This is a genomic window from Martinezella lusitana, from assembly GCF_014207095.1.
Taxonomy (GTDB): Bacteria; Pseudomonadota; Alphaproteobacteria; order Rhizobiales; family Rhizobiaceae; genus Rhizobium; species Rhizobium lusitanum_B.
Genome location: NZ_JACHBG010000001.1, coordinates 19,178 through 43,986, shown reverse-complemented (window position 1 = coordinate 43,986; position 24,809 = coordinate 19,178). Strand labels below are relative to the sequence as shown.

Annotated in this window: 20 protein-coding genes and 1 tRNA gene; 7 read left to right on the top strand and 14 right to left on the bottom strand. The window is 60.3% G+C overall.

Annotation, left to right across the window (positions count from 1 at the left end):
* Nucleotides 1–126: 126 nt before the first annotated feature.
* The 3 genes from GGD46_RS00185 to GGD46_RS00175 all read left to right on the top strand — a co-directional run bounded on the left by GGD46_RS00185 (nucleotide 127) and on the right by GGD46_RS00175 (nucleotide 2,348).
* The gene (locus GGD46_RS00185; protein WP_184700633.1) at nucleotides 127–1,008 is read left to right on the top strand and encodes a LysR family transcriptional regulator; all 882 of its coding nucleotides are present in this window, start codon (nucleotides 127–129) and stop codon (nucleotides 1,006–1,008) included.
* Nucleotides 1,009–1,367: 359 nt separating this feature from the next.
* Nucleotides 1,368–1,514, top strand: a complete 147-nt coding sequence (locus GGD46_RS00180; protein WP_184700631.1) for a hypothetical protein — start codon at nucleotides 1,368–1,370, stop codon at nucleotides 1,512–1,514.
* Nucleotides 1,515–1,862: 348 nt separating this feature from the next.
* Entirely contained in the window at nucleotides 1,863–2,348 is a 486-nt protein-coding gene (locus GGD46_RS00175) for a GNAT family N-acetyltransferase (RefSeq protein ID WP_184700629.1), read from the top strand.
* A gap of 230 nt (nucleotides 2,349–2,578) precedes the next feature.
* On the opposite strand, the gene GGD46_RS00170 is transcribed toward GGD46_RS00175, so the two are convergent.
* Together GGD46_RS00170 and GGD46_RS00165 are read right to left on the bottom strand one after the other, a co-directional pair.
* A tRNA-His gene (locus tag GGD46_RS00170) sits at nucleotides 2,579–2,655 on the bottom strand.
* 224 nt (nucleotides 2,656–2,879) lie between these two features.
* A complete protein-coding gene (locus GGD46_RS00165; protein WP_004109539.1) occupies nucleotides 2,880–3,326 on the bottom strand; it encodes a phasin in 447 nt (148 codons plus the stop codon).
* Nucleotides 3,327–3,548: 222 nt separating this feature from the next.
* Between GGD46_RS00165 and GGD46_RS00160 the strand changes: the two genes are divergently transcribed.
* On the top strand, nucleotides 3,549–7,199 hold the full coding sequence (locus GGD46_RS00160; protein WP_184700627.1) for an ATP-binding protein: 3,651 nt from the start codon (nucleotides 3,549–3,551) through the stop codon (nucleotides 7,197–7,199).
* Nucleotides 7,200–7,254: 55 nt separating this feature from the next.
* Here GGD46_RS00160 and GGD46_RS00155 read toward each other — a convergent pair whose 3' ends face one another.
* Together GGD46_RS00155 and GGD46_RS00150 are read right to left on the bottom strand one after the other, a co-directional pair.
* Nucleotides 7,255–7,656, bottom strand: coding sequence for a GFA family protein (locus GGD46_RS00155; RefSeq protein ID WP_184702172.1), 402 nt, complete (start codon nucleotides 7,654–7,656; stop codon nucleotides 7,255–7,257).
* A gap of 226 nt (nucleotides 7,657–7,882) precedes the next feature.
* Nucleotides 7,883–8,230 (bottom strand): antibiotic biosynthesis monooxygenase, encoded by a 348-nt coding sequence (locus GGD46_RS00150; RefSeq protein ID WP_184700625.1) that lies wholly within the window; start codon nucleotides 8,228–8,230, stop codon nucleotides 7,883–7,885.
* 123 nt (nucleotides 8,231–8,353) lie between these two features.
* Between GGD46_RS00150 and GGD46_RS00145 the strand changes: the two genes are divergently transcribed.
* Nucleotides 8,354–9,241 carry a LysR family transcriptional regulator gene (locus GGD46_RS00145; RefSeq protein WP_184700623.1) on the top strand — a complete coding sequence of 296 codons (888 nt, stop codon included), beginning with the start codon at nucleotides 8,354–8,356 and terminating at the stop codon, nucleotides 9,239–9,241.
* A 17-nt stretch (nucleotides 9,242–9,258) separates the two neighbouring features.
* Here GGD46_RS00145 and GGD46_RS34385 read toward each other — a convergent pair whose 3' ends face one another.
* The 4 genes from GGD46_RS34385 to GGD46_RS00125 all read right to left on the bottom strand — a co-directional run bounded on the left by GGD46_RS34385 (nucleotide 9,259) and on the right by GGD46_RS00125 (nucleotide 14,545).
* Nucleotides 9,259–9,741 (bottom strand): YcxB family protein, encoded by a 483-nt coding sequence (locus GGD46_RS34385; protein ID WP_184700621.1) that lies wholly within the window; start codon nucleotides 9,739–9,741, stop codon nucleotides 9,259–9,261.
* 3 nt (nucleotides 9,742–9,744) lie between these two features.
* A complete protein-coding gene (locus GGD46_RS00135; RefSeq protein WP_184700619.1) occupies nucleotides 9,745–10,092 on the bottom strand; it encodes an antibiotic biosynthesis monooxygenase in 348 nt (115 codons plus the stop codon).
* 222 nt (nucleotides 10,093–10,314) lie between these two features.
* Entirely contained in the window at nucleotides 10,315–12,237 is a 1,923-nt protein-coding gene (locus tag GGD46_RS00130) for a DEAD/DEAH box helicase (protein ID WP_184702170.1), read from the bottom strand.
* Between the two features lie 355 nt (nucleotides 12,238–12,592).
* The gene (locus GGD46_RS00125; RefSeq protein ID WP_184700618.1) at nucleotides 12,593–14,545 is read right to left on the bottom strand and encodes an acetoacetate--CoA ligase; all 1,953 of its coding nucleotides are present in this window, start codon (nucleotides 14,543–14,545) and stop codon (nucleotides 12,593–12,595) included.
* A gap of 164 nt (nucleotides 14,546–14,709) precedes the next feature.
* Here GGD46_RS00125 and GGD46_RS00120 point away from each other — a divergent pair, with 164 nt between their 5' ends.
* A complete protein-coding gene (locus GGD46_RS00120) occupies nucleotides 14,710–16,611 on the top strand; it encodes an AsmA-like C-terminal region-containing protein (protein WP_184700616.1) in 1,902 nt (633 codons plus the stop codon).
* A gap of 32 nt (nucleotides 16,612–16,643) precedes the next feature.
* Here GGD46_RS00120 and GGD46_RS00115 read toward each other — a convergent pair whose 3' ends face one another.
* The 5 genes from GGD46_RS00115 to GGD46_RS00095 all read right to left on the bottom strand — a co-directional run bounded on the left by GGD46_RS00115 (nucleotide 16,644) and on the right by GGD46_RS00095 (nucleotide 21,905).
* Entirely contained in the window at nucleotides 16,644–17,462 is an 819-nt protein-coding gene (locus GGD46_RS00115) for an ABC transporter permease subunit (protein WP_184700614.1), read from the bottom strand.
* A 3-nt stretch (nucleotides 17,463–17,465) separates the two neighbouring features.
* Nucleotides 17,466–18,377: an ABC transporter permease subunit gene (locus tag GGD46_RS00110; protein WP_184700612.1), complete on the bottom strand. Its 912-nt coding sequence runs from the start codon at nucleotides 18,375–18,377 to the stop codon at nucleotides 17,466–17,468.
* A 2-nt stretch (nucleotides 18,378–18,379) separates the two neighbouring features.
* Complete coding sequence (locus GGD46_RS00105) at nucleotides 18,380–19,522, bottom strand: ABC transporter ATP-binding protein (RefSeq protein ID WP_184702168.1); 1,143 nt, start codon at nucleotides 19,520–19,522, stop codon at nucleotides 18,380–18,382.
* 231 nt (nucleotides 19,523–19,753) lie between these two features.
* A complete protein-coding gene (locus GGD46_RS00100; protein WP_184700610.1) occupies nucleotides 19,754–20,851 on the bottom strand; it encodes a polyamine ABC transporter substrate-binding protein in 1,098 nt (365 codons plus the stop codon).
* A 181-nt stretch (nucleotides 20,852–21,032) separates the two neighbouring features.
* Nucleotides 21,033–21,905: a LysR family transcriptional regulator gene (locus GGD46_RS00095; RefSeq protein WP_184700608.1), complete on the bottom strand. Its 873-nt coding sequence runs from the start codon at nucleotides 21,903–21,905 to the stop codon at nucleotides 21,033–21,035.
* Between the two features lie 88 nt (nucleotides 21,906–21,993).
* Between GGD46_RS00095 and GGD46_RS00090 the strand changes: the two genes are divergently transcribed.
* A complete protein-coding gene (locus tag GGD46_RS00090) occupies nucleotides 21,994–22,257 on the top strand; it encodes a hypothetical protein (protein WP_184700606.1) in 264 nt (87 codons plus the stop codon).
* Here the strand turns inward: GGD46_RS00090 and GGD46_RS00085 are convergent.
* A complete protein-coding gene (locus GGD46_RS00085) occupies nucleotides 22,233–24,770 on the bottom strand; it encodes a methyl-accepting chemotaxis protein (RefSeq protein WP_184700604.1) in 2,538 nt (845 codons plus the stop codon). The genes GGD46_RS00090 and GGD46_RS00085 overlap by 25 nt on opposite strands.
* Nucleotides 24,771–24,809: the final 39 nt, after the last annotated feature.

Sequence of the window (24,809 nt, the reverse complement as noted above, 5' to 3'; positions counted from 1 at the left end):
GAGCTGTTATAAGCAACCGTTGTGCAAAAATTGAAGTCCTAGCGCATGTCGCGCAAAAATGTGTAGCGGTTTTTGCAACAAGGACATGCGCAAGATCAAAGGCTGAAAGCGCAAACGGGTGGGCAAATGGATTGGGATGACGTCCGCATGTTTCTCGCCGTGGCGCGTACAGGGCAGATCCTTGCCGCCTCCAAGCGGCTCGGCGTCAACCACGCCACCCTCTCCCGCAGGGTGACGACGCTGGAGGAACGCCTGAAGACGCGGCTGCTGGTGCGGCGCACCAACGGCTGCGACCTGACCGCGGAGGGCGAGATTTTCCTGCACGCGGCCGAGCGCATGGAAACCGAGATGCTGCGCGCGCAGGCAAGCATCGGCCATCTCGACAGCGTCATTACCGGCACCGTACGCATCGGGGCGCCCGACGGGTTCGGCGTTTCCTTCCTCGCGCCGAGGCTCGGGCGATTGATCGCCCGCTATCCGGAACTGCGCATCCAGCTCGTGCCCGTTCCCCGCTCCTTTTCGCTATCGCAACGCGAGGCCGATATCGCGATCACGCTGGAGCGTCCCGAGCAGGGGCGGCTGGTCTCTTCCAAGCTGACCGATTACACGCTCGGGCTCTATGCCTCGAGGGCCTATCTGGAGCAGGCCGGTCTGCCCGACAGCGTCGAGGCGCTGAAGCTGCATCCCCGCATCGGCTATGTCGAAGATCTGATCTTCACCGCCTCGCTGAATTTTTCCGGCGAGATCATGCGCAGCTGGGACGCAGCCTTCGAGATATCGACCGCGATCGGCCAGACCGAAGCGGTGCGTTCCGGTGCCGGCATCGGCATCCTGCATGATTACATCGCCCGGCAGTTTCCGGAGCTGACGCGCATCCTCCCAGACGTCTCCATCAAGCGCGCCTATTGGACCACCTATCACGAGAGCGCCCGTGACCTAGTGCGCGTCCGCACCGTTGCCGACTTCCTGCAGGAGCTTGTGAGCGAAGAGCGGCAGATATTTTTGTAGGGATTTCTGCCCATCCTTCCTGTCTCGGCGGCTCGTCGTTCTCATCCGGGTTGGGAACCGGAATTTCGTCCGGCAGGCCATCCGGGTCCGGCTCTTCAATCGGCGGCCTCGGCACCCAGCCAGGCTCCGGGACCGGAGGCGACTCGGGGATCGGCTCGTTCGGTACAGACATCGGCCCGCTCCTTGCGTCTCGTTGTTGATAAGAACAGAACGATGCGCGGACGGCACGGTTCCATGCCAATTCCGGCATGGTGGCTAGACGGATCATCATGTGCGCTTCGCTCCGTCATGCATCCTGATGCTGGACAATGAGCGGGCGAGGCCTAGTATTTTCAAATCAGGATCAGGGAGCCAAAGCGATGAGCGACAAGAAGCAGCAGAAGCTCGAAGAAAAAGAGCACAAAGAACAAGACGACTATCTGGAGGAAGCGCTGGAAGAGACTTTTCCGGCGAGCGACCCGATCTCGCCTGGCCATGTGTCGAAGAAGCCGGAAGACAAGAAGTAACCCTCATCGTCCCGGATAGTAGCGGCTGCAGGGCGGGAACGTTCTGCTGCACGCCTGAATCACGGCGAAATCAAAGCTCGTCATGCTTGTCAAAACAGACCACATAGCATAATGGTTGCAAACCAAACAAACGAGGGAGGTGCACGGATGCTCAAAACGTATCACTCAATCGCACGCTCCGGCATCAGGCTAGGCCGCAAGCGCTAGGCCTGCCGGACCACCCATATCGGAACCACATCGCAATCCCTCATTTTCAACGCGGGGCCAAAGCCCGCGTGATGGGTTCTGCATGTCTTCCGATCCGACTTCTCTCGAATATAGGGGCGCCGTTCGAGCGCCATTGGAAAAATGCATCCAAAACAAAACCGGCAGCCTCACGCTGCAGATCGTGCTGCCATTATCCTTGAGCGGGTTAGCCGCGAAGACTACCAGTCGGTGCTCTCATTGCGTCCGCATGATCACCAGACATCCTATGTGGCCAGCAATGCGGAATCGTTGGAGGAAGCAGAGCAGAATCCTGCCTGCATTCCGCTTATTATCCGAGCGGCAGGTGAGCCGGTGGGATTTGCCATGTACGCACTTGATGACGACGACGGCAATTACTGGATCTATCGCCTCATGATCGACGGCCGCTTTCAGGGACGCGGATATGGGAAGGCTGCGCTAATCCAGATCGTCGAGCTGATATCGGAGATCCCGCAATGCCCGTGTGTCGTGCTCGGCGTGCATCCCGAGAACGAAAAGGCTCGGCGGCTTTATGAGCATGTCGGGTTTCGCCTGACCGACGATGTTATCAATGGCGAGCTCGTCATGAGATACGACTTCCAGAAGTAAACTGAGATGGCCGGGGCGCAACGGCGCGGCACCGGCCATTTTCACCCGCATTCCGTCAGGTGGCCCTGGGTTCGCCTCGATACATGTTCTGGGCGGTATAGGTATCAATAAGGAAAGTTTGCAGATCTGCCGAGCGTGAAGGCCGTTCACCGCCATAGACCGGACGCAACGTTGCACACGGCTTCTTTGCCTGAAGCAAAACCAACAATCGAATTTCAGTGGGAATTGAATGGTACGGTTGGGGGGTCTCGAACCTCCGACCTCAGGTGCCACAAACCTGCGCTCTAACCAACTGAGCTACAACCGCACATGCTCGCGTCGCCGCGAACGGGGGTGACATACGAGGACTTTGAAATTATTTCAAGTCCTATCTCCCCGCAATATAAAAAAGCTTTGCAGATATCCAAATGAAGATGCGTCGCCGGATACCGATCAAGGCGCATATATCCGCCACCTCCAACGAAAAGTCCCGCCTCAGGGTCGTTGACCTGGGGCGGGACGTTCATGCCTTGGGAGGCTTATGGAAAGCAATTAGGCCTTGAAGGAGGACATTGCCTTTTCAGCGGCGTCTTTGGCCGGCTTTGCCAGCTTTTCAGCAACCTTCTTGGTGGTTTCCTGAATGGACTTGGCCTGCTCTACGGTGACTTCGGCCTGCTTGCGGATGAAAGCGGTCTGAAGTTCGAAGAGTTCGGCGACCGACTTGACGCGAAGCAGGGCTTCCATGTGCGCCAGCGAGCTTTCGGCATTGGTGCGCAGAACGTCAATTGCCTTGAGGCCGATTTCGACCGAGCCAGCCTGTGCGGTCTGGACAGTTGCTTCAACTGTCTTGCCGGCTTCCTCGGTGGCGGTCTTCAGCTTGGCGAAGGCTTCCTTCGACTGGGCAGCACCCTTTTCGGCGAAATCGCGGAAGGATTCGGAGAACTTGGACGGATCGAATGCAGCCGTTGAAAAAACGTCGTCTTTCTTTACAGTAGCCATGATTACGCTCCTATGCGGGTCCTCTTGGAGGCACCCTTCGTGAACCTGTGTGAGGCTTATATAATATAAAGATTTGTGCAGCGCAACATATTTTTGCACCGCACAACGCGTTAACCTTTCCGGCCGAAAGATCGGGCCTTTGCTGGACCCGAATGCGGGTGGCGGTTATTAATAAACCGTTAAAACACGAGGGGCGGTCACGCCCGCAAAACAGGTTGGAATATGCCCGCAATTCAATATCCGTTCATTGACATTGCCGTGCATCCGCGCGTTCGGGAACGCTTTGCCCGTGGTGAGGCCATGGTCATGTTTTCGGCCGGGATGGACCGCGTGCTTTGGGCGAACGGCGCTGGCGCCAACCTGTTCGGCTACGACATCATTTATGATTTTCTCGACCAAGGGCCGAAGTCCGGCGATGTTTCCTTCCGCCAGATCGAGGCGACGGCACGCGGCCTCAGCACCGTCGGCGAGCAGCGCACATTTCTCATCCGCATGGCCTCCGGCTTCCGGCGTTCGGTGGTGAACGCAGCGGTCGAGCGTATCCGCATCCAGCAGGGCGAAGAGGCGATCCTGTTCTCATCGCCGGTTTCGTCCAAACCGATGGCTCTATCGGAATGCGCCAGGCGCATGATCGACGGTTTCGACGACCCCGATACCCATATGGCCGTCATTGGCCGCGATGGCGAAATCGTCGCCGCATCCGAGCGTTTCCGCATGCTCGACATCACGCCGCAGACGGCGCGCATGCTGACGACCATGGCCGGCGCCCAGTCGGACCGGCTGATCAAGCGGCCAATCCCCACCGGCCGCGGCTATCTACCTGCCGCCATCGGCAAGCTGTCGGAAATCCCGGCGCTGCATCTGCTTTTCGTCGTCGAGACGGTCCTCGGCCATCTCGACCCGACGGAAGGCCCTGCCAGCCAGGTAGCACCTGCCGCGACCGAACCGGTGGCTGAAGAAACCCGTGCAGAACTCGAGGCAGCGACAGCTGACGAAGCGCCGAAGCCCGAGATTGCAGCGCCCTTTGGCGACGTCATCGATGCCGTCGCCCATATCGAGGAGCTGGATGAGACACCGGAATATCGCGTAGACGAAGAGCAGGACGTGGCGCCGGTGACCGGCGACGTCGGCGAGTCCTTGTCCATGCCGGCTATGATGGACGGTCATGGCAAGGATGCGGTCGAGACGAGCGCGCCCGCTCCGGAACCGCACACAGAAGCCCCAACCCTGGACGAAACGCACGCCGCCGATGCCGGCGCGGAAACCGTTCCCGAGCCAGCCCCGCCCGAAGCCTCATCGGCCGATGACGGCACTGCCGATGGATTCGTCTTCAAGCGCAATGGCCGGGCCACGCGCTTCGTGTGGAAGATCGATGCCGCAGGCCGTTTCAGCGAGGTTTCCCGCGAGTTCGCCGATGCTGTGGGACCGCATGCCGCAAAAATCGCAGGCCATGCCTTCACCGAGGTCGCCGCCCGTTTCAACCTCGACCCGGATGGCAAGATCGCTGAACTGCTGGCACGCCGCGACACGTGGTCGGGACGGACCATCTACTGGCCGGTGGAGGGCACGGGCCTGACGGTACCGGTCGATCTGGCTGCCCTGCCGACCTATACCCGCAGCCGCGAATTCGACGGCTTCAGAGGCTTCGGCGTCGTTCGCCTGGCGGATGCCATCGAAGATCCTATGAAGCACGGCATGGCGCTGGATGGCGAGGAAAACCCGGCCGTCGAGCCCGAGGTTGCGCATCAGGACACCGACGCCGCGACAACCGCACGCGAGCAACCGGCTCCCGAACAGGAAGACGCTGCCGCTGCCAGTGCAAATACCGAGCAGACAATTACGGATAGCGATCCTGTCGTGAATGCAGAGCCGCCCGCCTTGCGAATTGTCGAGACGCCGAACCGCCGTCAGACAGACAAGATCATCCGGCTGCACGAACACCGGACGCAGGCGCAGGCAAGCCTTTCGCTCAGCGAACAGGCAGCTTTCCGCGAGATTGCCAGACAGCTCGAACCCTTCGGCAAGCGCGCCGAGACCCCTGCCGAACAGCCGCCGATCGAACCGGGCGAGAAGAACAGCGATATCGTCCCGCAGGCGAATGCGGCCGATGAGCTTCTCTCCGATGGTAGCGAAACGGCAATCGCAAGCGATGAGGCTGCCACCCAGCAGGATAAGGTGGACTCGGCAGTCGAGACTTCCTCCTCAGAGCCTATTGCCGAACCTTCCGAGGGGCATGAAACGGCCGGCGAAGACGTCGTAAGTGCCGGAACTCACCCCGCAGCGGCGGATGCCTCCGCCGAGCCGGAAGAGGATTTCGATCCTATCGACGTGCTGAACACCACCATTCCGCCGCGCGTGAAGATGCGCTCGGGGCTATCGCCCGATATCGTCGACCAGTTGCCGCTTGCTGTCCTCGTCCACGCCGGCGACCGGCTGATCCACTGCAATCCGGAATTTCTGCGGCTGACAGGCTATGAGAACCTGACGGATCTCGAGCAAGTCGGCGGGCTGGATGCGCTACTGCAACGCAACGATCTGGAAGGCAAGACCGAGCAACCGGGCACGATGATGGTGGTGCGCGCCGATGATGCGCTCGTGCCGGTTACCGCGCGGCTGCAATCGATCCGCTGGGAAGACGGCACCGCCCTAATGTTGGCGCTGATGCCCGTAGAGAAGAACGAGCGGCCTGCTCCGCCACCGCAGCCTGTTTCCGAGGAAGCCAAGCCTGAACGCATCCTCGAAAAAGTCGCCAAGCTGCAGGTGGAGATCGAGGAACTGCGCTCGACGCTTGAGACGGCGACGGACGGGGTGATCATCGTCGGCCAGGACGGCGAGATCCGCTCGATGAACCGCTCGGCAAGCGCGCTGTTCAACTATGATGACCAGGAAATTCGCGGCAAACCCTTCGTCATGTTGTTTGCGCATGAGAGCCAGAAGGCAGTACTCGATTATCTCGGTGGCCTCGCCGGCCATGGCGTTGCCAGTGTGCTCAACGACGGCCGCGAAGTGATCGGTCGCGAGGCGTCCGGCGGTTTCGTGCCGCTGTTCATGACCATGGGCCGGCTCAACTCTTCGAATGGCTATTGCGCCGTCATCCGCGACATCACACAGTGGAAGCGCACCGAAGAAGAGCTGCGCAACGCCAAGCGCGCGGCGGAAACCGCCAATGCCCACAAGACGGATTTTCTTGCGCGCGTCAGCCATGAGATTCGCACGCCGCTCAACGCCATCATCGGGTTCTCCGACATGATGGCCGGCGAGCGCTTCGGGCCGATCGGCCATTCGCGCTATGTCGAATATGCAACCGATATCGGCCGCTCCGGCAGGCATGTGCTCGACATCGTCAATGACCTGCTCGATATCTCCAAGATCGAAGCTGGCGAGATGGATCTCGATTTTGCATCCGTCGGCCTCAACGAGGCAATTACGGAAGCGGTATCGCTGGTGCAGCCGCAGGCCAACAGCCAGCGCGTCATCATTCGCACCGCGCTGTCGCAGGCCGTGCCGAATGTCGTTGCCGACCTGCGCTCGATCAAGCAGATCGCGCTCAACATTCTGTCGAACGCCATCCGCTTTACGCCGTCGGGTGGCCAGATCGTTGTTTCTACATCTTACGAAAACAATGGCAGCGTCGTGCTGCGTATCCGGGATACCGGCGTCGGCATGACGCGCTCGGAACTTGAGCAAGCGATGAAACCTTTCCGCCAAGTTTCGACGAATTCCCACAAGCGCGGTGACGGCACCGGCCTCGGTCTGCCGCTGACAAAGGCGATGGTCGACGCAAACCGCGCGACCTTCTCGATCAACTCCTCGCCAAACGAGGGGACGCTGGTGGAAGTCACCTTCCCTTCGCCGCGGGTGCTGGCGAACTAAGGGAGGCCTATCGCGGCAGCCTCTGCTGCCGTGCATTCACTCGACGCCTCTATTGTCAAAACCAGAGATCGCGCACGCATTTTCCAGCGGAAGGAAGATCTTCGAATGTGTCCAGTCCGTCGAAGTGATCGATGGGCAGGTCGGCGACGAGATCCGGCGACGCAAGCCGCAGATTGACCGCCATGCGCCGGCGGCCATCCTTTTGCAGCCGCATACTGCGCCAGCTCAGGACGCAGGCGCAGGTCGGGCAGAACAAGATCTCGAGAGAGGGATCCTTCTCTTCGGCGCGCGTGTAGGACGCGGTTGGCCCGCTCTGCGAAATCCGCTCCCCTTCATAGTCATAGGCCCACAGAGTGCCGTAACGCCGGCAGAGCGTGCAATTGCATGCCGTGATCGAGCCGGGATCGCCAGTCAGGGTCCAACTCGCCTTGCCGCAATGACATGAGCCGATCAGCATAAATCCGACGTCCAATCCCCTACCTATTCGAAGATGGTATTCTGCTATATCGGCGAAGTGTCTGCAAATGGCGCCCCTTCCCAGGCAATGTCCTGCGACGAGCGCGTCCGCCGGATCTGCAGCGAACCGCCTGTCCAAGTGCCATTCAGTCCGACGGAGAGCAGGATCCCCATCGGACGTCTGTCGGCCGGCATATTCCTCTCAGAGGCTATGCCGGCCATCCTGTTTAGGCGCGCTTGGGCAGCACCAGGTCGCCGACCGTGTACGTGTGAAACTCGCTCTTCGAGACGGTGTCCAGCTTCCGGAATTTTTCGACGAAATGCGGATCGGAGAAGAACTCGCCGACATTGCCGGCATCCTGGATCGCCTCGATGTTGACGACAGTCTGACCATCCGAGCTTTTTGCAAGGCTGCTCCAGAGGAAGCCTTCCTTTCGCTCGGCGACATAGTGCACGACATCCTGAATGATGGCGAAGGCCTCCTCCTGCTTTCCGGGGTGAACGTGGATGACGTTGACGATAAAGGTCGTGGGAGCGGGAGAGCCCGCAAAGCTGGCGATGTGTTTCGTTTCCATGATTGTCTCCATCTGAAGCTCGGGCTGTTCAGCCGCGGCGGCATCTGGATATCCGGCGCGAGATAGCGGATAAAGGAGCCTGTATTCTCAACATATCGGACAAAAATTCCGGAATAAGGCATCATGGACAAGCTCGGAACGCTCGGCATTTTCATCCAGGTCGCCGAAGTCGGAAGTTTCATTGCCGCCGGCCATCGCCTCGGCATTTCAGGCTCTGCGGTCGGCAAGGCCATTGGCAGGCTCGAAGATGAGCTCGGCGTGCGATTGTTCAATCGCTCGACCCGCAGCATGGCGCTGACGGAAGAAGGCAGCTTCTTTCTGGAGGCTTGCTGGCGCATTCAATCGGAATATGAGGAAGCGCAGTCCAGACTATCCAGCTCGCAGACGGTGCCACGCGGGCAGTTGCGCGTGAGCCTTCCTTTGGCCGGCATGCTGCTGATGCCGACATTGTCGGCCTTCATGACCGCATATCCGGAAATCAATCTCGATCTCGACTTTACCGATCGGTTGGTCGACGTCATCGAGGAAGGGTTCGATGCCGTCATTCGAACCGGAGAGGTCAGGGACACGCGGCTGATGAGCCGCAAGCTCGGCACCTTCAAGCATAGGATCGTCGCCTCGCCGGACTATCTGCAGGCCTATGGTCACCCGAAGATGCCGGAGGATCTACTACGGCATCGCTGCCTTCACCATCGCTTTGCAAATTCAGGAAAGCTCGAACCTTGGCCTTTGATCCGCGGCGAAGGTGAGATGAAGCTCGACCTGCCGGTGACGACGGTTGCCAGCACACTGGAGCCGCTGATCTATCTCGCGGAACGCTCATTCGGGATTGCCTGCCTGCCTCCATTTGCCGTGGCATCCGAGATCGCGGAAGGAAAACTGATTTCGCTGTTGGGTGATCATCTGGCCGACACGGGAACCTTTCGCGTGCTCTGGCCCACCAATCGGTATCTATCCCCGAAGGTTCGCGCCTTTGTGGATTATATGGCCGCGAACCTCTTTGCCGAATGAAACGATACCGATAGCCGTTAGGATGCGCGGGCTACTTTCGACCTTAGAAAATCCCGGTCTGCCGGCGAGAGGGTTTGCAACGGCAGCGTGAAGAACTGGTTCGGCCCGATGAATATCATCCAATAGGCCGGACGCTCCCAAATTTCCGTGACCGTCGACCAGGGGATCGTCGCCGACCCGAGATCGGACACGACATCCAGTCCTTCGTCACGAAATGTCAACTCGGCGCGAGGTGTTCGCATCCTGTGGAACTTTCCCACGGTATTGCGATGATGAGCGACCCACATCACTGCAATCATGGCCGGCGGAAGAAGGATGATAACGAGCATGATGGCCGCTACCCATCCGCGATCGCCATTCCACAGTAGCAGGGCGATCATTACCACCTCTGCCACCCAAAGACGTTTCTTCCCGAAAATGCCGCGCCTCCAGACAAAAGTCCGGACGGCATCGCGCACGATGTCTTCGGTGTAGGTAACTTTGATGGCGCTGTTCTGCACCTTTTACTCGCCGCTTGCCGGGCGATCATGGCCGGCGACAATCCCGGTTGAAACCACGGTCTCGAAATACTCGACCTTCAAGTCGAAGGAGCGCAGAAGCTTCTGCGTGCTCGGCTTCACCACCGCATCGTCGAAATCACCCTTACCGAAATGGCCGGCGGCAGCCATGTCGGCCCAAAAGCTCATGACCACAAGCTCGTTGTTTTCACCGCGCACCTTGCGGGCCAATGTCGCACCGAGATGGCCGGGAAGCTCAGCCATTTCCACGAAGGTGGTCGTCTCTAGGTGCCGGGCATAGGCTGCCAGCACTTCATCGGAGCCGGCAACGGCCCGCCAGGAACGAACGATCATGTGAAGTCCCTATTCCGGCGCGCATGTTGAATCTCGTTGGCGTGCGCCCGATTCCGATCCTGATTTATGCATCACTTTTGCGGCCCTGCAATCGCAAATGCTTGCGCATCGTAGGTTCCAAATCCCGGAGTCGACAGGTGTGCGTCCTGCGCCTGGCGCAAGGAATGATTTCTCAACCGATCGGATCATCAGCCGCGCCCGCTTGCGAGCGCGGCGCCGAGCTCATTCGCCTCGCGACTTCGCAGCCTTGCGGGCCGACCGCGAGTTCGGCTTGCCGCCCTTGGGAGGGCCGTCATTCTTGGCGAAGTTCGGCTTGCCGGATTTCTTTGCCCAGGGCTTCTTGTCGGAACGTTCGGAGACGTTGCCTTCCCCGGCATATGCCCGCTCCGGCTTACGGTCCGACTTCCACTTCGGCTTGCCGCCTTCTGGGCCACGGGCGCCCTTGTCGGCGAAGGGCTTCTTCTTCTCGAAGGCCCCTTCCCGCCGCGCCTGCGAAAAATCCGGCATGCCGGCTAGCGGCTTGACGCGGATGCCGCGCTCCAGCGTCTTGTCCGGGCCGATGGCCGAAAGGAAGCGCTCGATGCCGTCCGGGGAAAGCTCGACGAAGGTTTCTTCCGGCTGCATCTTGATGGCGCCGATGTCGCGCTTGGTCAGGTTGCAGTTGCGGCAGAGCATGGGGATCAGCCAGCGCGGTTCGGCATTCTGCTTGCGTCCTACGGAGAGCGACACCCAGACGCCGTCGGTGAAATCGTTCCGCCCGCCAGATGGACCATCATCGCGGGGGGTGACCGGGAAATCATCCCGGCGGGGCTTTCTGCGCTCGCCTTCGGCTGGGACATCCTGCAGTTCTTCCGGTGCGGAATGGCCGGCGCGGTACTGCCGCAGGAAAGCGGCCGCGACCTGCTCGGCGCCATGGCGCTCCAGCAGTTGTTGGACGATGGACTTTTCGTCTTCGGCAAGCGCGGCGGTAAAGACCGGATCGGCGAGAAGACGCTCGTCGTCACGCTCGCTCACCTCGTCAGCCGAAGGCGGCTTTGCCCAGGTGGCGCGGATGCGGGCTGCTTCCAGCAGGCGCTCGGTGCGGCGGCGCGCGCTGAGCGGCACGATGAGGGCACTGACACCCTTGTTGCCGGCGCGACCCGTGCGGCCGCTGCGATGCAGCAGCGTGTCCGGATTGGTCGGCAAGTCCGCATGGACGACCAGCTCCAGGCCCGGCAGATCGATGCCGCGGGCGGCGACATCGGTTGCGATGCAGACGCGGGCACGGCCATCGCGCATGGCCTGAAGAGCGTGGGTGCGCTCGTTCTGGCTGAGTTCGCCCGACAGAGCTACTACAGAAAAGCCGCGATTGTTGAACCGTGCCGTCAGATGATTGACGGCAGCGCGTGTCGAGCAGAAGACGATGGCGTTGCGCGCCTCGTAATAGCGCAGCACGTTGATGATGGCGTTTTCCCGGTCGCTTGGGACGACGGTCAGAGCCCGATATTCGATATCGACATGCTGCTTGGCTTCGGAAGCGGTGGCGATGCGAACGGCATCGCGCTGATAGTTTTCAGCGAGCTTGGCGATGGAACGCGGCACGGTCGCGGAGAACATCAAGGTGCGGCGCTCGGAGGGCGAGGCTTCCAGAATGAATTCCAGATCTTCGCGGAAGCCAAGATCGAGCATCTCGTCGGCTTCATCGAGCACGACGGCGCGCAATTGCGAGATATCGAGCGAGTTGCGACGGATGTGATCGCAGAGACGGCCAGGCGTACCGACGACGATGTGGGCGCCACGTTCGAGCGTGCGCCGCTCGGTGCGCATGTCCATGCCGCCGACGCAGGACGCGATCGTCGCGCCGGTCAGACCGTAGAGCCACTCCAGCTCGCGCTGCACCTGCAGCGCCAGTTCGCGGGTCGGCGCAATCGCCAGTGCCAGCGGCGCACCGGCGGGGCCGAAGCGGTCTGCGCCATCAAGCAGACCGGGCGCCAGCGCCAGGCCGAAGGCGACCGTCTTGCCGGAGCCGGTCTGCGCCGAGACCAGGGCATCCTTGCCGGCGAGGCCGGGATCGAGCATGGCTTTCTGCACCGGCGTCAGCGTTTCATAACCGCGCTTCGCCAAAGCCTGGGCAATCGCAGGAACGATGCCTTCGAATTCAGTCATCATCTGTCTTTCGGAATTCTTCGCCTGCCAGAAGGCGGCGATCATCGTGGCCCGCACGTCGCAGGCCTCTTCTTCAAGCCTGCACATACTTGGTCGGCGGCCCAATGTACAGAGCGGCCGCGTATTTGCGTGCAATCTAACGAAAAAAAGGCAGCGAACGCGCTGCCTTTGAGAATGGTGCTGTCAAAAGAAAGCTCGAGTCGGTGAACTTCATGTTTCGGGAGCCGGGATAAGCTCCAATCCGCTGCTGACGTATGCGAACGGTCTCAAGTTGTCCTTTACGTTTGACCAAGCTTTCTTAACGCGAGGTTACCGAAGGATGGTCATCGTTTGCCCCTCAGTTTTTAGGTCTGCCTTAACTTTTGAGCTCTTCCAGCCCTGCAAAGAGATCCAGCGCCTCCGGATTGGCGAGCGCTTCCTTGTTCTTGACGGGGCGACCATGCACGACATCGCGTACGGCAAGCTCGACGATCTTGCCGGATTTCGTGCGCGGGATGTCGGCAACGGCGATGATCTTGGCCGGGACGTGCCGCGGCGAAGCGCCGGTACGAATGCGGGTCTTCATCGTCTTGACCAGATCCTCCGTCAGCGCTGCGCCGGAAGCGAGCCGGACGAACAGCACGACGCGGACATCGTCATCCCAATCCTGGCCGATGCACAGCGCCTCCAGAACTTCGGGGATCTGCTCGACCTGATTGTATATCTCGGCCGTGCCGATGCGCACGCCACCGGGATTGAGCGTCGCGTCCGAGCGGCCGTGAATGACGAGGCCGCCATGAACGGTCCATTCGGCGAAGTCGCCGTGGCGCCAGATATTGTCAAAGCGCTCGAAATAGGCGGCGCGATATTTGGCGCGTTCGGGATCGTTCCAGAACATGATCGGCATGGAGGGGAAGGCCTTGGTGCAGACAAGCTCACCCTTCTCGCCGCGCACCGGCTTGCCCTCATCGTTCCAGACATCGACGGCGAGGCCAAGGCCCGGTCCCTGGATTTCGCCACGCCAGACCGGCTGCAGCGGGTTGCCCAGCACGAAGCACGAGACGATGTCGGTGCCGCCTGAGATCGAAGCGAGCTGGATATCGTCCTTGATGCCTTCATAGACAAAGGTGAAGCCCTCGGGCGACAGCGGCGAGCCGGTGGAGGTCATCAGCCGCAGGCTCGTAAGATCATGCGAGGTCTTCGGCGTCAGGCCGCTCTTGTGCACGGCATCGATATATTTAGCCGAAGTGCCGAACAGCGCGAACTTCTCTTCCTGCGCATAGTCGAACAGGATATTGCCGCTGGGGGCGAAGGGCGATCCGTCGTAGAGGCAGAGCGTCGCGCCGGCAGCAAGGCCGGTCACCAGCCAGTTCCACATCATCCAGCCGCAGGTGGTGAAGTAGAAGACCTTCTCGTCGGGCACCACGCCGCAATGCAGGCGATGTTCCTTGATCAGCTGCAGCAGCGCGCCACCCGTCGAATGTACGATGCATTTGGGAACGCCGGTCGTGCCGGAGGAAAACAGGATGAACAGCGGATGGGAGAACGGCACGGCGACGAATTCAACAGCTTTCGCCCCGAAGGGCGCGATGAAGTCGTCCAGTGTCTTTGCGCCGGGCGTTGCCACCACCACGGCATCGGCGCTGCCGGCATAAGGCACGACCAGGGTCTGCACCTTCAGCCGCTCCGATATCGCGCTCACCTTCGCCGTCACATCCTGCAGCTTGCCGCTATACCAATAGCCGCTGCAGGCGATGAACAGCTTCGGCTCGATCTGCCCGAAGCGATCCATAACGCCCTGCTCGCCGAAATCCGGAGAACAGGAGGACCAGATCGCACCGATCGAGACGGCCGCCAGCATGCAGGCAATGGTTTCAGGCAAGTTCGGCATCATCGCCGCGACACGATCGCCCTTGCCGACGCCGAGCGCGCGATAGGCCTGTTGCAGCCGCGATACCATCGCGGTCAACCGATCCCAGGACCAGCGATCGCGAACCTTATCCTCGCCCCAGAAAACCAGCGCGTCGCCCTCACCGCTTCGCGAGAGCAGGTTCTCGGCGAAATTCAGCTGCGCGTCGGGAAAGAAGCGGGCCTCCAGCATGAGGTCGTCATTGATCAACGCCCGCTCGCCGCGTTCTCCCTTGATGCCGCAAAAATCCCAGACCGCCGTCCAGAAGTCTCCCCGTTCGGCAATCGACCAGGCGTGAAGACCATAGAAGTCTTCCAGAGATAGGCCAAAGCGGCGGTTGCATTCCTGCATGAAGGCAAACATGGGGCTTTGGCGTCGGGATATTTCCGAAGGCGTCCAAAGCGGCTGCTGATCCTGCATATTTCTCTCCCCCGTTTTTACTCTATATAGCAATGCTGCAGCGCATTATAAAGTCATGCTATCGCAGGCCATTCCGGTGCGTGATGTTTGCATCGGCGAGACATTTCCTATATCCGGCAAGCATAGGCAGATCATCCCAATCAGGTTGAGAGTTTCCACGGGATATGAGAACGTCGCGAAACAATAAGTGGTGGTTGACGATGCGATCGGTCTCGCGATGGTTGCCTGCGTTTGTCCGAACCACCGGCATCGTTCTTCTGACCCTCCTCATCGTCTTTGCCGTCTTCAGGGCTACCGCACCCTTCCTGATCTCCAGCGGACTTGTCCGTTCCGGCATCGAGAAGGCGCTTTCGGACTGGACGGGATACAGGGCGCAGATCGAGGGCGACCCGACACTGGAATTCTGGCCGACGCCGCGCATAACGCTCAACCAGGTCACCATTCGCGAACCGGCAAAGAGCGGCAAGGTGCTCGGCCATGTCGACAGTCTTTCCGCGGATTTCTCGCTGCTGCCTGCAATCCGCGGACATGCGCATTTTCACGAGTTCCATTTCCTCCGCCCCGTCATCTACATCCGCCGCGACGAAAACGGTCTGATCGACTGGACCAATGAAGGCCGCCTGTCGAAAGCGATCGAACAGGCGGAGACCTCCTCGGATCAGACCGTGCCGATGCGAAAGGATCAGGATGCCGCCATCGGCACGCTGACCATCGAGGACGGCAGCGTCGAGATGACGGATGATCGCAGCGGCAATGTTTACAAGATGAACGGCGTCAATGCCGACATTTCCTGGCCGCGGCTCTCGCAGCGAATGACCGCCGTCGTCCTCGCGCGCTTCAACGACCAGGACATCAAGCTCAACTTCGATTCCGAGCAACCACTGCTGTTCTTTGCCGGCAAGAGCGTCAATGCCAAGACAAGTTTCTCTTCACCGGTGATCAGCTGGGCCTATAACGGGATCATCAGCCTATCGGACTTTTCGACGCTCTCGGGCAATCTGGACCTCAATGTACCGAATGTGCCCTCCTTCCTGGCATGGAGCGGCCAGCGCCTGCCTGCGGCCGACGCTCTCAAGAACGTCTCGCTCAATGCCGATGTGGTGGCTGTCGACAAGAGCCTGCGTTTCAACAATCTCAACTTCAAGGTCAATGACTCGGCCGCCTCCGGCGTCATGGACATGAGCTACACGACGACCGGAAAGCCCAAGATCTCGGGCACGCTCGCCTTCGACCAGATGAACCTCAATCCGTTCCTGGCCGCCTTCTCGATGCGCCTTGCCGCAGAGACCGCCATCAATGCGCTTCTGAATGGCAATCCGCTGCAGCGTCTCGACCTCGATATGCGGCTCTCTTCCAACAAGGCCGCGCTCGGTCCGTTCCAGTTCGACAATATCGGCGCAAGCCTGCTGGTGGCCGGCGGCAAGGCGAAGTTCGATATCGGCGACAGCGGCTTCGAGGGTGGATCGCTGACGGCGCATCTGGAGGTCGCTCCCGGCGATTTCGACGGCGGCGGCAAGCTGCAGATATCGATCCGCAACGCGGATTTCGGTGGGCTCTTCACCCGGCTCAAGCTGCCGGGACCGCTGCCGCTGACCACGACCGGGTCTCTCGATCTGGCGCTCAGCACGACCAAGCCGATCTGGGTCGCCACGTTGAGCGACGTTGCCGGTCAGATGCACTTTACCTCGTCGGCCGGATCCTTCCGCGAACTCGACCTTTCGTCGTTCAGGTCCCTGGCGGCCGATAAGGCCTTCTTCCGGATGGGCGACGTTGCCGATGCGTCCTTCGACTTCGACAGTGTCAAAGTCGATGCAACCTTTGCCAAGGGCTCTGCCGAAGTTCAGAACGCGACGATTGCCGGCCGCAACGAGACCATCACCTTGAACGGGGTTGTTCCGTTCCGCACCAATGGCCTGGCTCTGTCGGGTGCCCTCGAGGCTACGTTGCCCACTGATGCGGACGAGTTGCCGATGCTGCCTTTCTTCCTCGGTGGCAGCTGGCCGAATCCGGTGGTTTCGCCGGTGACGACATTGCTGCAAAAGCCGCAACAGCCCTCGCAGCAGTAGTTTTCCGCTGCGCCCGTGAGCGAGACTGCCGATCATCGTCCTGCGGCTGCCGCCTGCTCGTCCCTCTGACGCTGCACTTCGCGACGCTTGGTCACGATCGAGGCGCAGATGACGCCACTCGCGACGACGCCGATCAGAATGGTGCAGACGGCATTGATCTCAGGCGTCACGCCAAGCTTGACCTGGCTGTAGATCAGCATCGGCAGCGTCTTGGCGCCGGCGCCGGATGAGAAGGTGGCGATGACCAGATCATCGAGCGAAAGCGTGAGCGCCAGAACCCAGCCCGAAAACACGGCTGGCGCGATGATCGGCAGCGTCACCTCGAAGAAGGTGCGCACGGGCGGCGCGCCGAGGTCCATTGCGGCCTCCTCGATCGAGCGATCGAAGGTCAGCAGACGCGATTGCACGACGACGGCGACGAAGCACATGGTCAGTGTCGTATGCGCCATCACGATCGTCCAGAAACCGCGATCGACCCCCGACGTGACGAAGAGCAGCAGCAGCGACAGGCCGGTGATCACGTCAGGCATGACGAGCGGTGCATAAATCATGCCGGAAAACAGGATGCGGCCGCGGAAGCGCGTGTAGCGCACCAGCGTCAGCGCCGCGAGCGTGCCGAGCACGGTCGCGATCGTCGCCGACAAGAGCGCGATGCGCACGGTCAGCCAGGCGGCGCTCAGCATCGTGTCGTTGCTGAAGAGGTGCACGTACCATTGCGTCGAGAAGCCGCCCCAGACGGTGACCAGGCGAGAGGCGTTGAAGGAGTAAATGACCAGCAGCAGGATCGGCAGATAGAGGAAGGCCAGACCGAGCGTGACGGAAACAATGTTGAAACGAGACCAGCGGATCATCGATTATCTCCCCTTCTCGTCGGCCTTGGCCTGGAAATGCTGGAAGAAGACGATCGGCACCACCAGCACCAGCAGCAGGATGGTCGCCACCGCCGAGGCCAGTGGCCAGTCGGTGTTGCTGTAGAATTCGGTCCAGAGCACCTTGCCGATCATCAGGGTTTCCGAGCCGCCGAGCAGGTCGGGAATGACGAACTCGCCGACAGCCGGGATGAAGACCAGCATGCAACCGGCGATAACGCCGGGAAGCGAAAGCGGAAAGGTGACGCGCCAGAAGGCGCCGATCGGCGTGCAGCCGAGATCCTGCGCCGCCTCGATGAGCGTGCCGTCCATCTTTTCCAGCGCGGAATAAAGCGGCAGCACCATGAAGGGCAGATAGGAATAGACCATGCCGATGTAGACGGCGGTATTGGTGTTGAGGATGACGAGCGGCTCATGGATGATGCCGAGCGCCGTCAACAGCTGGTTCAGGAGGCCGGTTGTGCTGAGGATCGACATCCAGGAATAGACGCGGATGAGGAAGCTCGTCCAGAAGGGCAGGATGACCAGCATCAGCAGCGTCGGCCGGATCGTCCGCGGTGCCTGCGCCATGCCGTAGGCGATGGGATAGGCGATGATCAGCGTCAATAGGGTCGAAATGCCGGCGATCTGCAGGCTTTGCAGGTAGGCGTTCATATAGAGCGGGTCGCCCGTCAACCACACATAGTTGTCGAACGACATGGTCTGCAGCTTATCCCACCAGTCGCTGAAACTGTCGGCCCAGGCGAATGACGGATCGTAAGGAGGCACGGACAGCGCCTTCGTCGACAGCGAGATGCGGAAGACGATGAGGAAGGGTGCCAGAAAGAAGATCAGCAACCAGGCATAGGGAACGATGATGACCAGGCGCTGATAGATGGAAGAGCCGAGCGCTTTCATGGTCAGTCCTTCAGCAGCACGCCGGCATTTTCGTCGAAGGATACCCAGACATTCTGATCGTAGGCAAAGGGTTCCTCCACGGCGCGAACGGCATTCAGCGACGAGGCCTTGAGCACTTGCCCGCTCTTCAGCTTCACATGGAAGACGGTCATGTCGCCGAGATAGGCGATATCCCAGATTTCACCTTCGGCAGCATTGACGGAGGCGTTGGCGGGTGGGCGCGGCGTTACCCGCAGCTTCTCCGGCCGGATTGCGATGCTGGCGCGGCTTCCCTCGCTCGGGACATCGCTGGTCGCTGCGCGCAGGGTAAAGGCTGAATCGACAGCGATTTCGACGATGCCGGTGTGCGCGGAGGTCACATTGCCGTCGAGTATGTTCACATCACCGATGAAGTCGGCGACGAAGCGGCAATTGGGCGCTTCGTAAATTTCGGCAGGCGTCGCCACCTGCACCACCTTGCCATGGCTCATGACCGCGATACGGTCCGCCATGGTCATCGCCTCTTCCTGATCGTGAGTAACGACGACGAAGGTGAGGCCGAGGCTCTGCTGCAGATCCATCAGCTCGAATTGCGTCTCTTCGCGCAGCTTCTTGTCGAGCGCGCCGAGCGGTTCGTCGAGCAGCAGCACCTTCGGCTGTTTGGCAAGCGAGCGGGCAAGCGCCACGCGCTGGCGCTGACCGCCGGAAAGCTGGTTGGGCTTGCGCCTGGCAAATTGCTCGAGCTTGACGAGCTTCAGCATCTGCGCGACGCGATCGTCGATTTCCGCCTTCGGCATGCCATCCTGCCTGAGGCCGAAGGCGATATTCTTTTCCACCGACATATGCGGAAACAACGCATAGGACTGGAACATCATGTTGACGGGGCGGCGATAGGGCGGCGTGCCGGCAAGGTTCTGGCCGTCGAGCACGATTTCACCCGTCGTTGGCTGCTCGAAGCCTGCCAGCATGCGCAGCAGCGTTGACTTGCCGCAGCCCGATGCACCAAGGAGTGCGAAGAATTCACGATTGTAGATATCCAGGGAGAGGTCGTCGACGGCGGTGAAATCGCCGAACTTCTTCGTCACGTTCTTGAAGGAAATGTACGGCTTGGCCGAAGGATCGGTCCAAGGAGCAAAGGAACGCCGGATATTACCGAGTGACTTCATCATCTATCCCCAAATGGACGCCCTGAACGGGCTTTCCGAGAGCATTTCCGCCTTCCATCGAGGCACGGAAACCCCCATTCTTCTTGTTTGTTTGTGCATTTCGGACGGAAAGCCGCTGCACTCTTTTCCCGAATATGTTTCAGCGCGCCTCCCCCCTTCTCGGAGCGCTCGCGATTCTGAAACTATTCTCTTAAGGAAAGGCCCGGACGTTGCCGTCCGGGCCGCTTCGAATTATTGGCCTGTGGTGACCTTTGTCCACAAGCGCGTTGCCACGCGCTGCGTTTTGGAGTCCCAAGGCGTGAGGGTGAACAGTTTCTCGCGGACCGCATCGGTCGGGTAGACAGCGGGATCCTCCAGCACATCCTTGCTCACGAATTGCTGCGATGCCTTGTTGCCATTGGCATAGGCAGTGAAGTTGCTGGCCTTGGCGATGACTTCCGGCTTCATGATATAGTTGAGAAAGGCATGCGCTTCAGCGACGTGCGGCGCATCGGCCGGGATCGCCATGACGTCGAACCACATCTGCGCGCCCTTCTTGGGGATCGAATAGCTGATCTTCACGCCGTTCTTTGCTTCCGCGGCGCGGTTGCGTGCCTGCAGCACATCGCCGGAATAGCCGAAAGCTACGCAGATATCGCCGTTGGCAAGCGCATTGATGTATTCCGAGGAATGGAACTTACGGACGAAGGGGCGGACCGCCGTCAAGAGATCTTCGGCCTTCTTGAAATCCTCCTGCTTGGTCGAGTTCGGATCAAGACCCAGATAGCGCAAAGCGGCCGGAATGACGTCGGTCGGCGAGTCCAGCATATAGATGCCGCAATCCTTGAACTTGGCAGCGAGCTTCGGATCGAAAACGATGTCGATGTCGGGCGCTTCGTCGGAGCCGAGGATCTGCTTCACCTTGTCGACATTGTAGCCGACGCCGCTGGTGCCCCACATATAGTCGATCGCGTACTGGTTGCCGGGATCGTAGGTGGCGATGCGCTGCTGCACCGTGTCCCACATGTTGGTGATGTTCGGCAGCTTGGACTTGTCGAGCTTCTGGAAGACCCCCGCCTTGATCTGGCGCTGGAGGAAATAGGCCGTCGGGACGACGATGTCATAACCGGTCTTGCCGGCGAGAAGCTTGGTTTCCACCGTCTCGTTCTGATCGAAGGTATCGTAGACGACCTTGATACCGGTTTCCTTGGTGAAATCGGACAGGATCGAGTCATCGATATAATCCGACCAGTTGTAGATATTGACGACCTTGTCTTCTGCCTGAGCGACGGTTGCCAGCGAAACGACCGTGAAAGCCGTTGCTGCAAGCCTAGCGAACATGGACTTCATAATCTCTCCTGATACGTTCAAGGGTATCGTGGCGACACCCAACCCTCTGTTTTTCCCGTTAGACTAGAAAGGAAATCGGAAGGCGACAAGGGGAAAAGCATGACCCCTTCCTCTTTCGCGGATTTGCCGGTCAGCGTCGTAAGAGTGGCGAATGGTTGGGGAGAGCTTGCCCAACCGAGCCTCAAGCGTAGGTCGGACGCTTGCCGGCAAACAACTCCGAATGGCTTTTCAGCAGTCGGGCCATGCGATCGACGACGGTGCGGATTTCGCGGCGATGACGATCCGCATTGTTCATGACGATCCACTGCCGGTGACGCAACGAAGCGATCTCCTCGCCTGCCCGTTCCAGCCTCGGCTCCTGATCCCCGACGAAGCAGGGCAGAACGGCAATACCCGATCCGGCCAGGACGAGGTCGTACATCGAACGCGGCCGGCTCACTGTGAAGGCGATCCCTTCCCGCTTGTTCTGATAGGGCCAGCGCAGATAGGCCGAGATCGCCTCTTCCTCCGCGACGGCGATCCAGCGCTGAGGCCCGGCAAAGCGCATGTTGCGCGCCTGATAGGCGGCATAGGCCACATCACCGGTCTTGATGGCGGCAAGATTGCTCTCCTCGGGTTCAAAGGCGCGGATGCCGATATCGCTTTCGCGGTGGGCCAAGCTCGCGCGGCGTTCGCCCAGATGCAGATCGATGCGAAACCCGTCGCGTTCCGAGCAGATGGAAGGCATATTCTGGCTGAGCAACCATCCAACCCAGGTGCCGGCTGCGATACGGACGATCGCGCCGCCCTGCGCATCGCGTTGCCAGCTATCCACCTTGCGGGCGGCCGCCTCCATTTCCAGCAACTGATCGAACAGCGCCTGACCGTCACCAGTCAGTGTATAGCCGGCCTGACTGCGTTCGAAGAGCGGCCGGCCGATCTGCTGCTCTAGCTCCAGCATCCGCCGACCGATGGTCGCGGGGCTGAGACCGCTTGAAGCGACGGCCCCCGTCAACCCGCCGCCGCGGGCGACATCGAGGAAAAGTTGATAGGAATCCCAACCGGTGTTTTTCATGAGTGAAAAACATAGGGCGAAAACGGCTATTTATAAAGCAAATTCGTGTGTGTAGTTGAAGGGATGCCTCACAACATGGAGATGTCTCATGATGGACAGCATCGCTTTGGCCAAGGCCATCGAATTGCAAACCCAAGCCCGCGAAGAGCGGTGGCGCAGGAACGAAGACTTGTTCTATCACGACTACAGCATGGATCCTCCAGCCCTCGTCGTCTGGGCCGGACGGCTGATCACAGGCCTGGGCGCATTCGTTGCAGCAATGAAAAAGGCGGACCGGCGAGATGTCCGCCGGTCCGCCTGTGACGATTGCGAGGATACTGGCTGCGATCAGGCAGCTTCCTGCCGTGCATAGCCGCTACCGTAGCCGGCCTCGATCCTGAACTGCTGGATGAGATGCAACAGTGTGTCGGCTTCGCTGGCCAGTTCTCGGCTGGCCGCCGTGGTCTCCTCGACCATGCCGGCGTTCTGCTGGGTCATCTGATCCATGTGGTTGACCGACGCGTTGACTTCCTGCAGCGCACTCGCCTGGTCGTGGCTTGCGCGGGCAATGCCTTCGACGTGCTGGCTGATGGTGACGATCTGGCTGCTGATCTGCGCCAGCACGGCACCCGCTTCCTGCACGAACTGCGAGCCGGAGTTGACTTCCTGGGTCGACTTGTTGATCAGCCCCTTGATCTCCTTCGCCGCGGCTGCGGAGCGTTGCGCGAGTTCACGCACCTCCATGGCGACAACGGCGAAGCCCTTGCCGGCCTCGCCTGCGCGGGCTGCTTCGATACCGGCATTGAGCGCCAGCAGGTTCGTCTGGAAGGCGATCTCATCGATAACACCGATGATCTGCTCGATCTTGTGGGAAGCGTCTTCGATGCGCGTCATCGCATCGATGGCGTTGCCGACCACGACGGAACTATCATCGGCACTGCGCTTGGCTTCGCGCACGATGGTGTCAGCATCCTTGGCGCGCTCGGCGGAGGAGCGAACCGTGACGGTGATCTCATCGACTGCGGCTGCAGTCTGTTCGAGCGACGCCGCCTGCTGCTCGGTGCGCTTCGACAGATCCTCGGCGGAAGCGGCCATTTGGTTGCCGTTGCTCTGGATCCTCTCGACATTGCTGCGCACCTGGCTGAGCGTTTCCTGCAGACGAGCAAGCGAGCTGTTGAAATCCTGACGCAGCTGCTCGAGGCGGCCGATAAAGGGCGTCTCGATGGTGGCGGAGATATCGCCCTGGGCCAGGCGTTCGAGACCGGCGGCAAGCTCGCTGACCGCGAAGTCGATCTGCCGGTCAAGCTCGCGCTTTTCCGTGTCGTTGCGCTGACGCTCGTGTTCGGCAGCGGCGCGCTCTTCGTCGCTCTGCTCCTCGATGCGGATCTTGGAGATGGCATTTTCCTTGAAGATGCCAAGCGCACGGGCCATGTCGCCGATTTCGTCATGACGTTGCTCGCCGGAGATCGAGGTCTCCAGCATACCATCGGCGATCCGGCGCATGGCGGCGGTGATCTGGCCGATCGGGCGCTGCAAGGTCAGAACTAAAGCAATGCCGCCGGCGACCGAGAGAATGATACCGAGAGCGGTTGCCAGGATCGAGATGTAGTTCGCCTGATCGCGTTCGGTGCCGGCGCTCTGCTTCTGCGTCTCGGCAAATGCGGTGAGCTGACCCCAGACCTGATCGAGCTGCTGGCGGGCGCCCGCATATTCGCCGACCCGCTGCGTGATGATGTCGACGAGCTTCACCGCTGCGCCGTCCATCGACTGGATCGCCGGACGAATGGCTGCATCGATATCGCCGGCAAAATCCATGCTCTGGGCGCTCTGGTTGAGGGTATCGATATCCCCGTTGAGCTTGGAGATTTCCTGCCGCAAGCGAATAAGATTGTCCTTGTTCGTATTGGCGTTGAATTCGGCGAGGACGAGTTGCAGCGAATAGATCGAATCCTGCAGGCGGCGGGTGTCCTGGAGGATCGAGTTCGTTTGCGCCACGCGGGCATCAAGCGATACGAAGGTCGTGGTCGCCTGACGCATCATCTGCGTCGCCGTCAACTGCGTATAGGTCGAGGTCTGACGGAAGCGCGACAGGAGGCGTCCGACATTGGCAACGCTGTCGTCGGTCGGCGCATCGGCGCTTTCGGTGGCAGCCGTCAGATCCTTGATCGTGCTAATCAGCGACTGAACGACGCTCTTCTGGTTTTGCGGCAGGGCGAGATCGATGGCGCGCTGCGCCTTGTTCAGATCCGTCAGCCGGTCCTTGAGGAGCTTCATCTTGTCGGCGGGCGTCGCGGCCTTGTTGAAATCTTCCGCCACGGAGACAAGCAGGTCGCCGCCCTTCAGCAGGCGGTCGGCAGAGCGCAGCGTCGAGGTCGCGTCGGCTTGATCCTGCCGTACTTGATCCTCAAGCTGCTGGCTGTTGAAATTGACGTTGAAGCGAGCGCTGATCAGCGCCTTCTGTGCGTCGTCGATCGTCTTGCGAAGCGCGAGTTCCTGCTCGTGCAGCGTCCACAATCTGCCGACGAGGTTGGCCATGTCGGCGGTCTTGGTGATCGCCTGATTCAGGTTGTCGCGACCATCCGCTTCCTGGCCGAGTTGGCCGAGCGTCGTATTGAGCACGCCCTGCTGGGACTTGATGTCTCCATAAAGCTTATCGCGCTGTTGCGTATTGGTGATGCGCAGGAAGTCGTCCATCGAACCATAGAGGTTCTTGAAGCCGGTTAGCGATTGCAGGACGCTGTTGGAGATTTCCATCCGCCCCTGCAGAAGCCCGGACGCGTAAAGTCCGGTGAGGCCGACGGCGGAAATGCTGATGACGAATGGAAGGACGAATATGAGAACCTTCGTCTTGATCTTGAAACGCGATAGTATCTTATCAATGAACATTGTGGTCCTAACCTCTCACACACCGCTCCCCATCGGCGC

Coding starts and splice junctions, on each gene's coding strand:
- GGD46_RS00185 (WP_184700633.1), top strand. CDS start 127: ATGGATTGGGATGACGTCCGCATGTTTCTCGCCGTGGCGCGTACAGGG.
- GGD46_RS00180 (WP_184700631.1), top strand. CDS start 1,368: ATGAGCGACAAGAAGCAGCAGAAGCTCGAAGAAAAAGAGCACAAAGAA.
- GGD46_RS00175 (WP_184700629.1), top strand. CDS start 1,863: ATGCATCCAAAACAAAACCGGCAGCCTCACGCTGCAGATCGTGCTGCC.
- GGD46_RS00165 (WP_004109539.1), bottom strand. CDS start 3,326: ATGGCTACTGTAAAGAAAGACGACGTTTTTTCAACGGCTGCATTCGAT.
- GGD46_RS00160 (WP_184700627.1), top strand. CDS start 3,549: ATGCCCGCAATTCAATATCCGTTCATTGACATTGCCGTGCATCCGCGC.
- GGD46_RS00155 (WP_184702172.1), bottom strand. CDS start 7,656: ATGCTGATCGGCTCATGTCATTGCGGCAAGGCGAGTTGGACCCTGACT.
- GGD46_RS00150 (WP_184700625.1), bottom strand. CDS start 8,230: ATGGAAACGAAACACATCGCCAGCTTTGCGGGCTCTCCCGCTCCCACG.
- GGD46_RS00145 (WP_184700623.1), top strand. CDS start 8,354: ATGGACAAGCTCGGAACGCTCGGCATTTTCATCCAGGTCGCCGAAGTC.
- GGD46_RS00135 (WP_184700619.1), bottom strand. CDS start 10,092: ATGATCGTTCGTTCCTGGCGGGCCGTTGCCGGCTCCGATGAAGTGCTG.
- GGD46_RS00130 (WP_184702170.1), bottom strand. CDS start 12,237: ATGACTGAATTCGAAGGCATCGTTCCTGCGATTGCCCAGGCTTTGGCG.
- GGD46_RS00125 (WP_184700618.1), bottom strand. CDS start 14,545: ATGCAGGATCAGCAGCCGCTTTGGACGCCTTCGGAAATATCCCGACGC.
- GGD46_RS00120 (WP_184700616.1), top strand. CDS start 14,710: ATGAGAACGTCGCGAAACAATAAGTGGTGGTTGACGATGCGATCGGTC.
- GGD46_RS00115 (WP_184700614.1), bottom strand. CDS start 17,462: ATGATCCGCTGGTCTCGTTTCAACATTGTTTCCGTCACGCTCGGTCTG.
- GGD46_RS00110 (WP_184700612.1), bottom strand. CDS start 18,377: ATGAAAGCGCTCGGCTCTTCCATCTATCAGCGCCTGGTCATCATCGTT.
- GGD46_RS00105 (WP_184702168.1), bottom strand. CDS start 19,522: ATGAAGTCACTCGGTAATATCCGGCGTTCCTTTGCTCCTTGGACCGAT.
- GGD46_RS00100 (WP_184700610.1), bottom strand. CDS start 20,851: ATGAAGTCCATGTTCGCTAGGCTTGCAGCAACGGCTTTCACGGTCGTT.
- GGD46_RS00095 (WP_184700608.1), bottom strand. CDS start 21,905: ATGAAAAACACCGGTTGGGATTCCTATCAACTTTTCCTCGATGTCGCC.
- GGD46_RS00090 (WP_184700606.1), top strand. CDS start 21,994: ATGATGGACAGCATCGCTTTGGCCAAGGCCATCGAATTGCAAACCCAA.
- GGD46_RS00085 (WP_184700604.1), bottom strand. CDS start 24,770: ATGTTCATTGATAAGATACTATCGCGTTTCAAGATCAAGACGAAGGTT.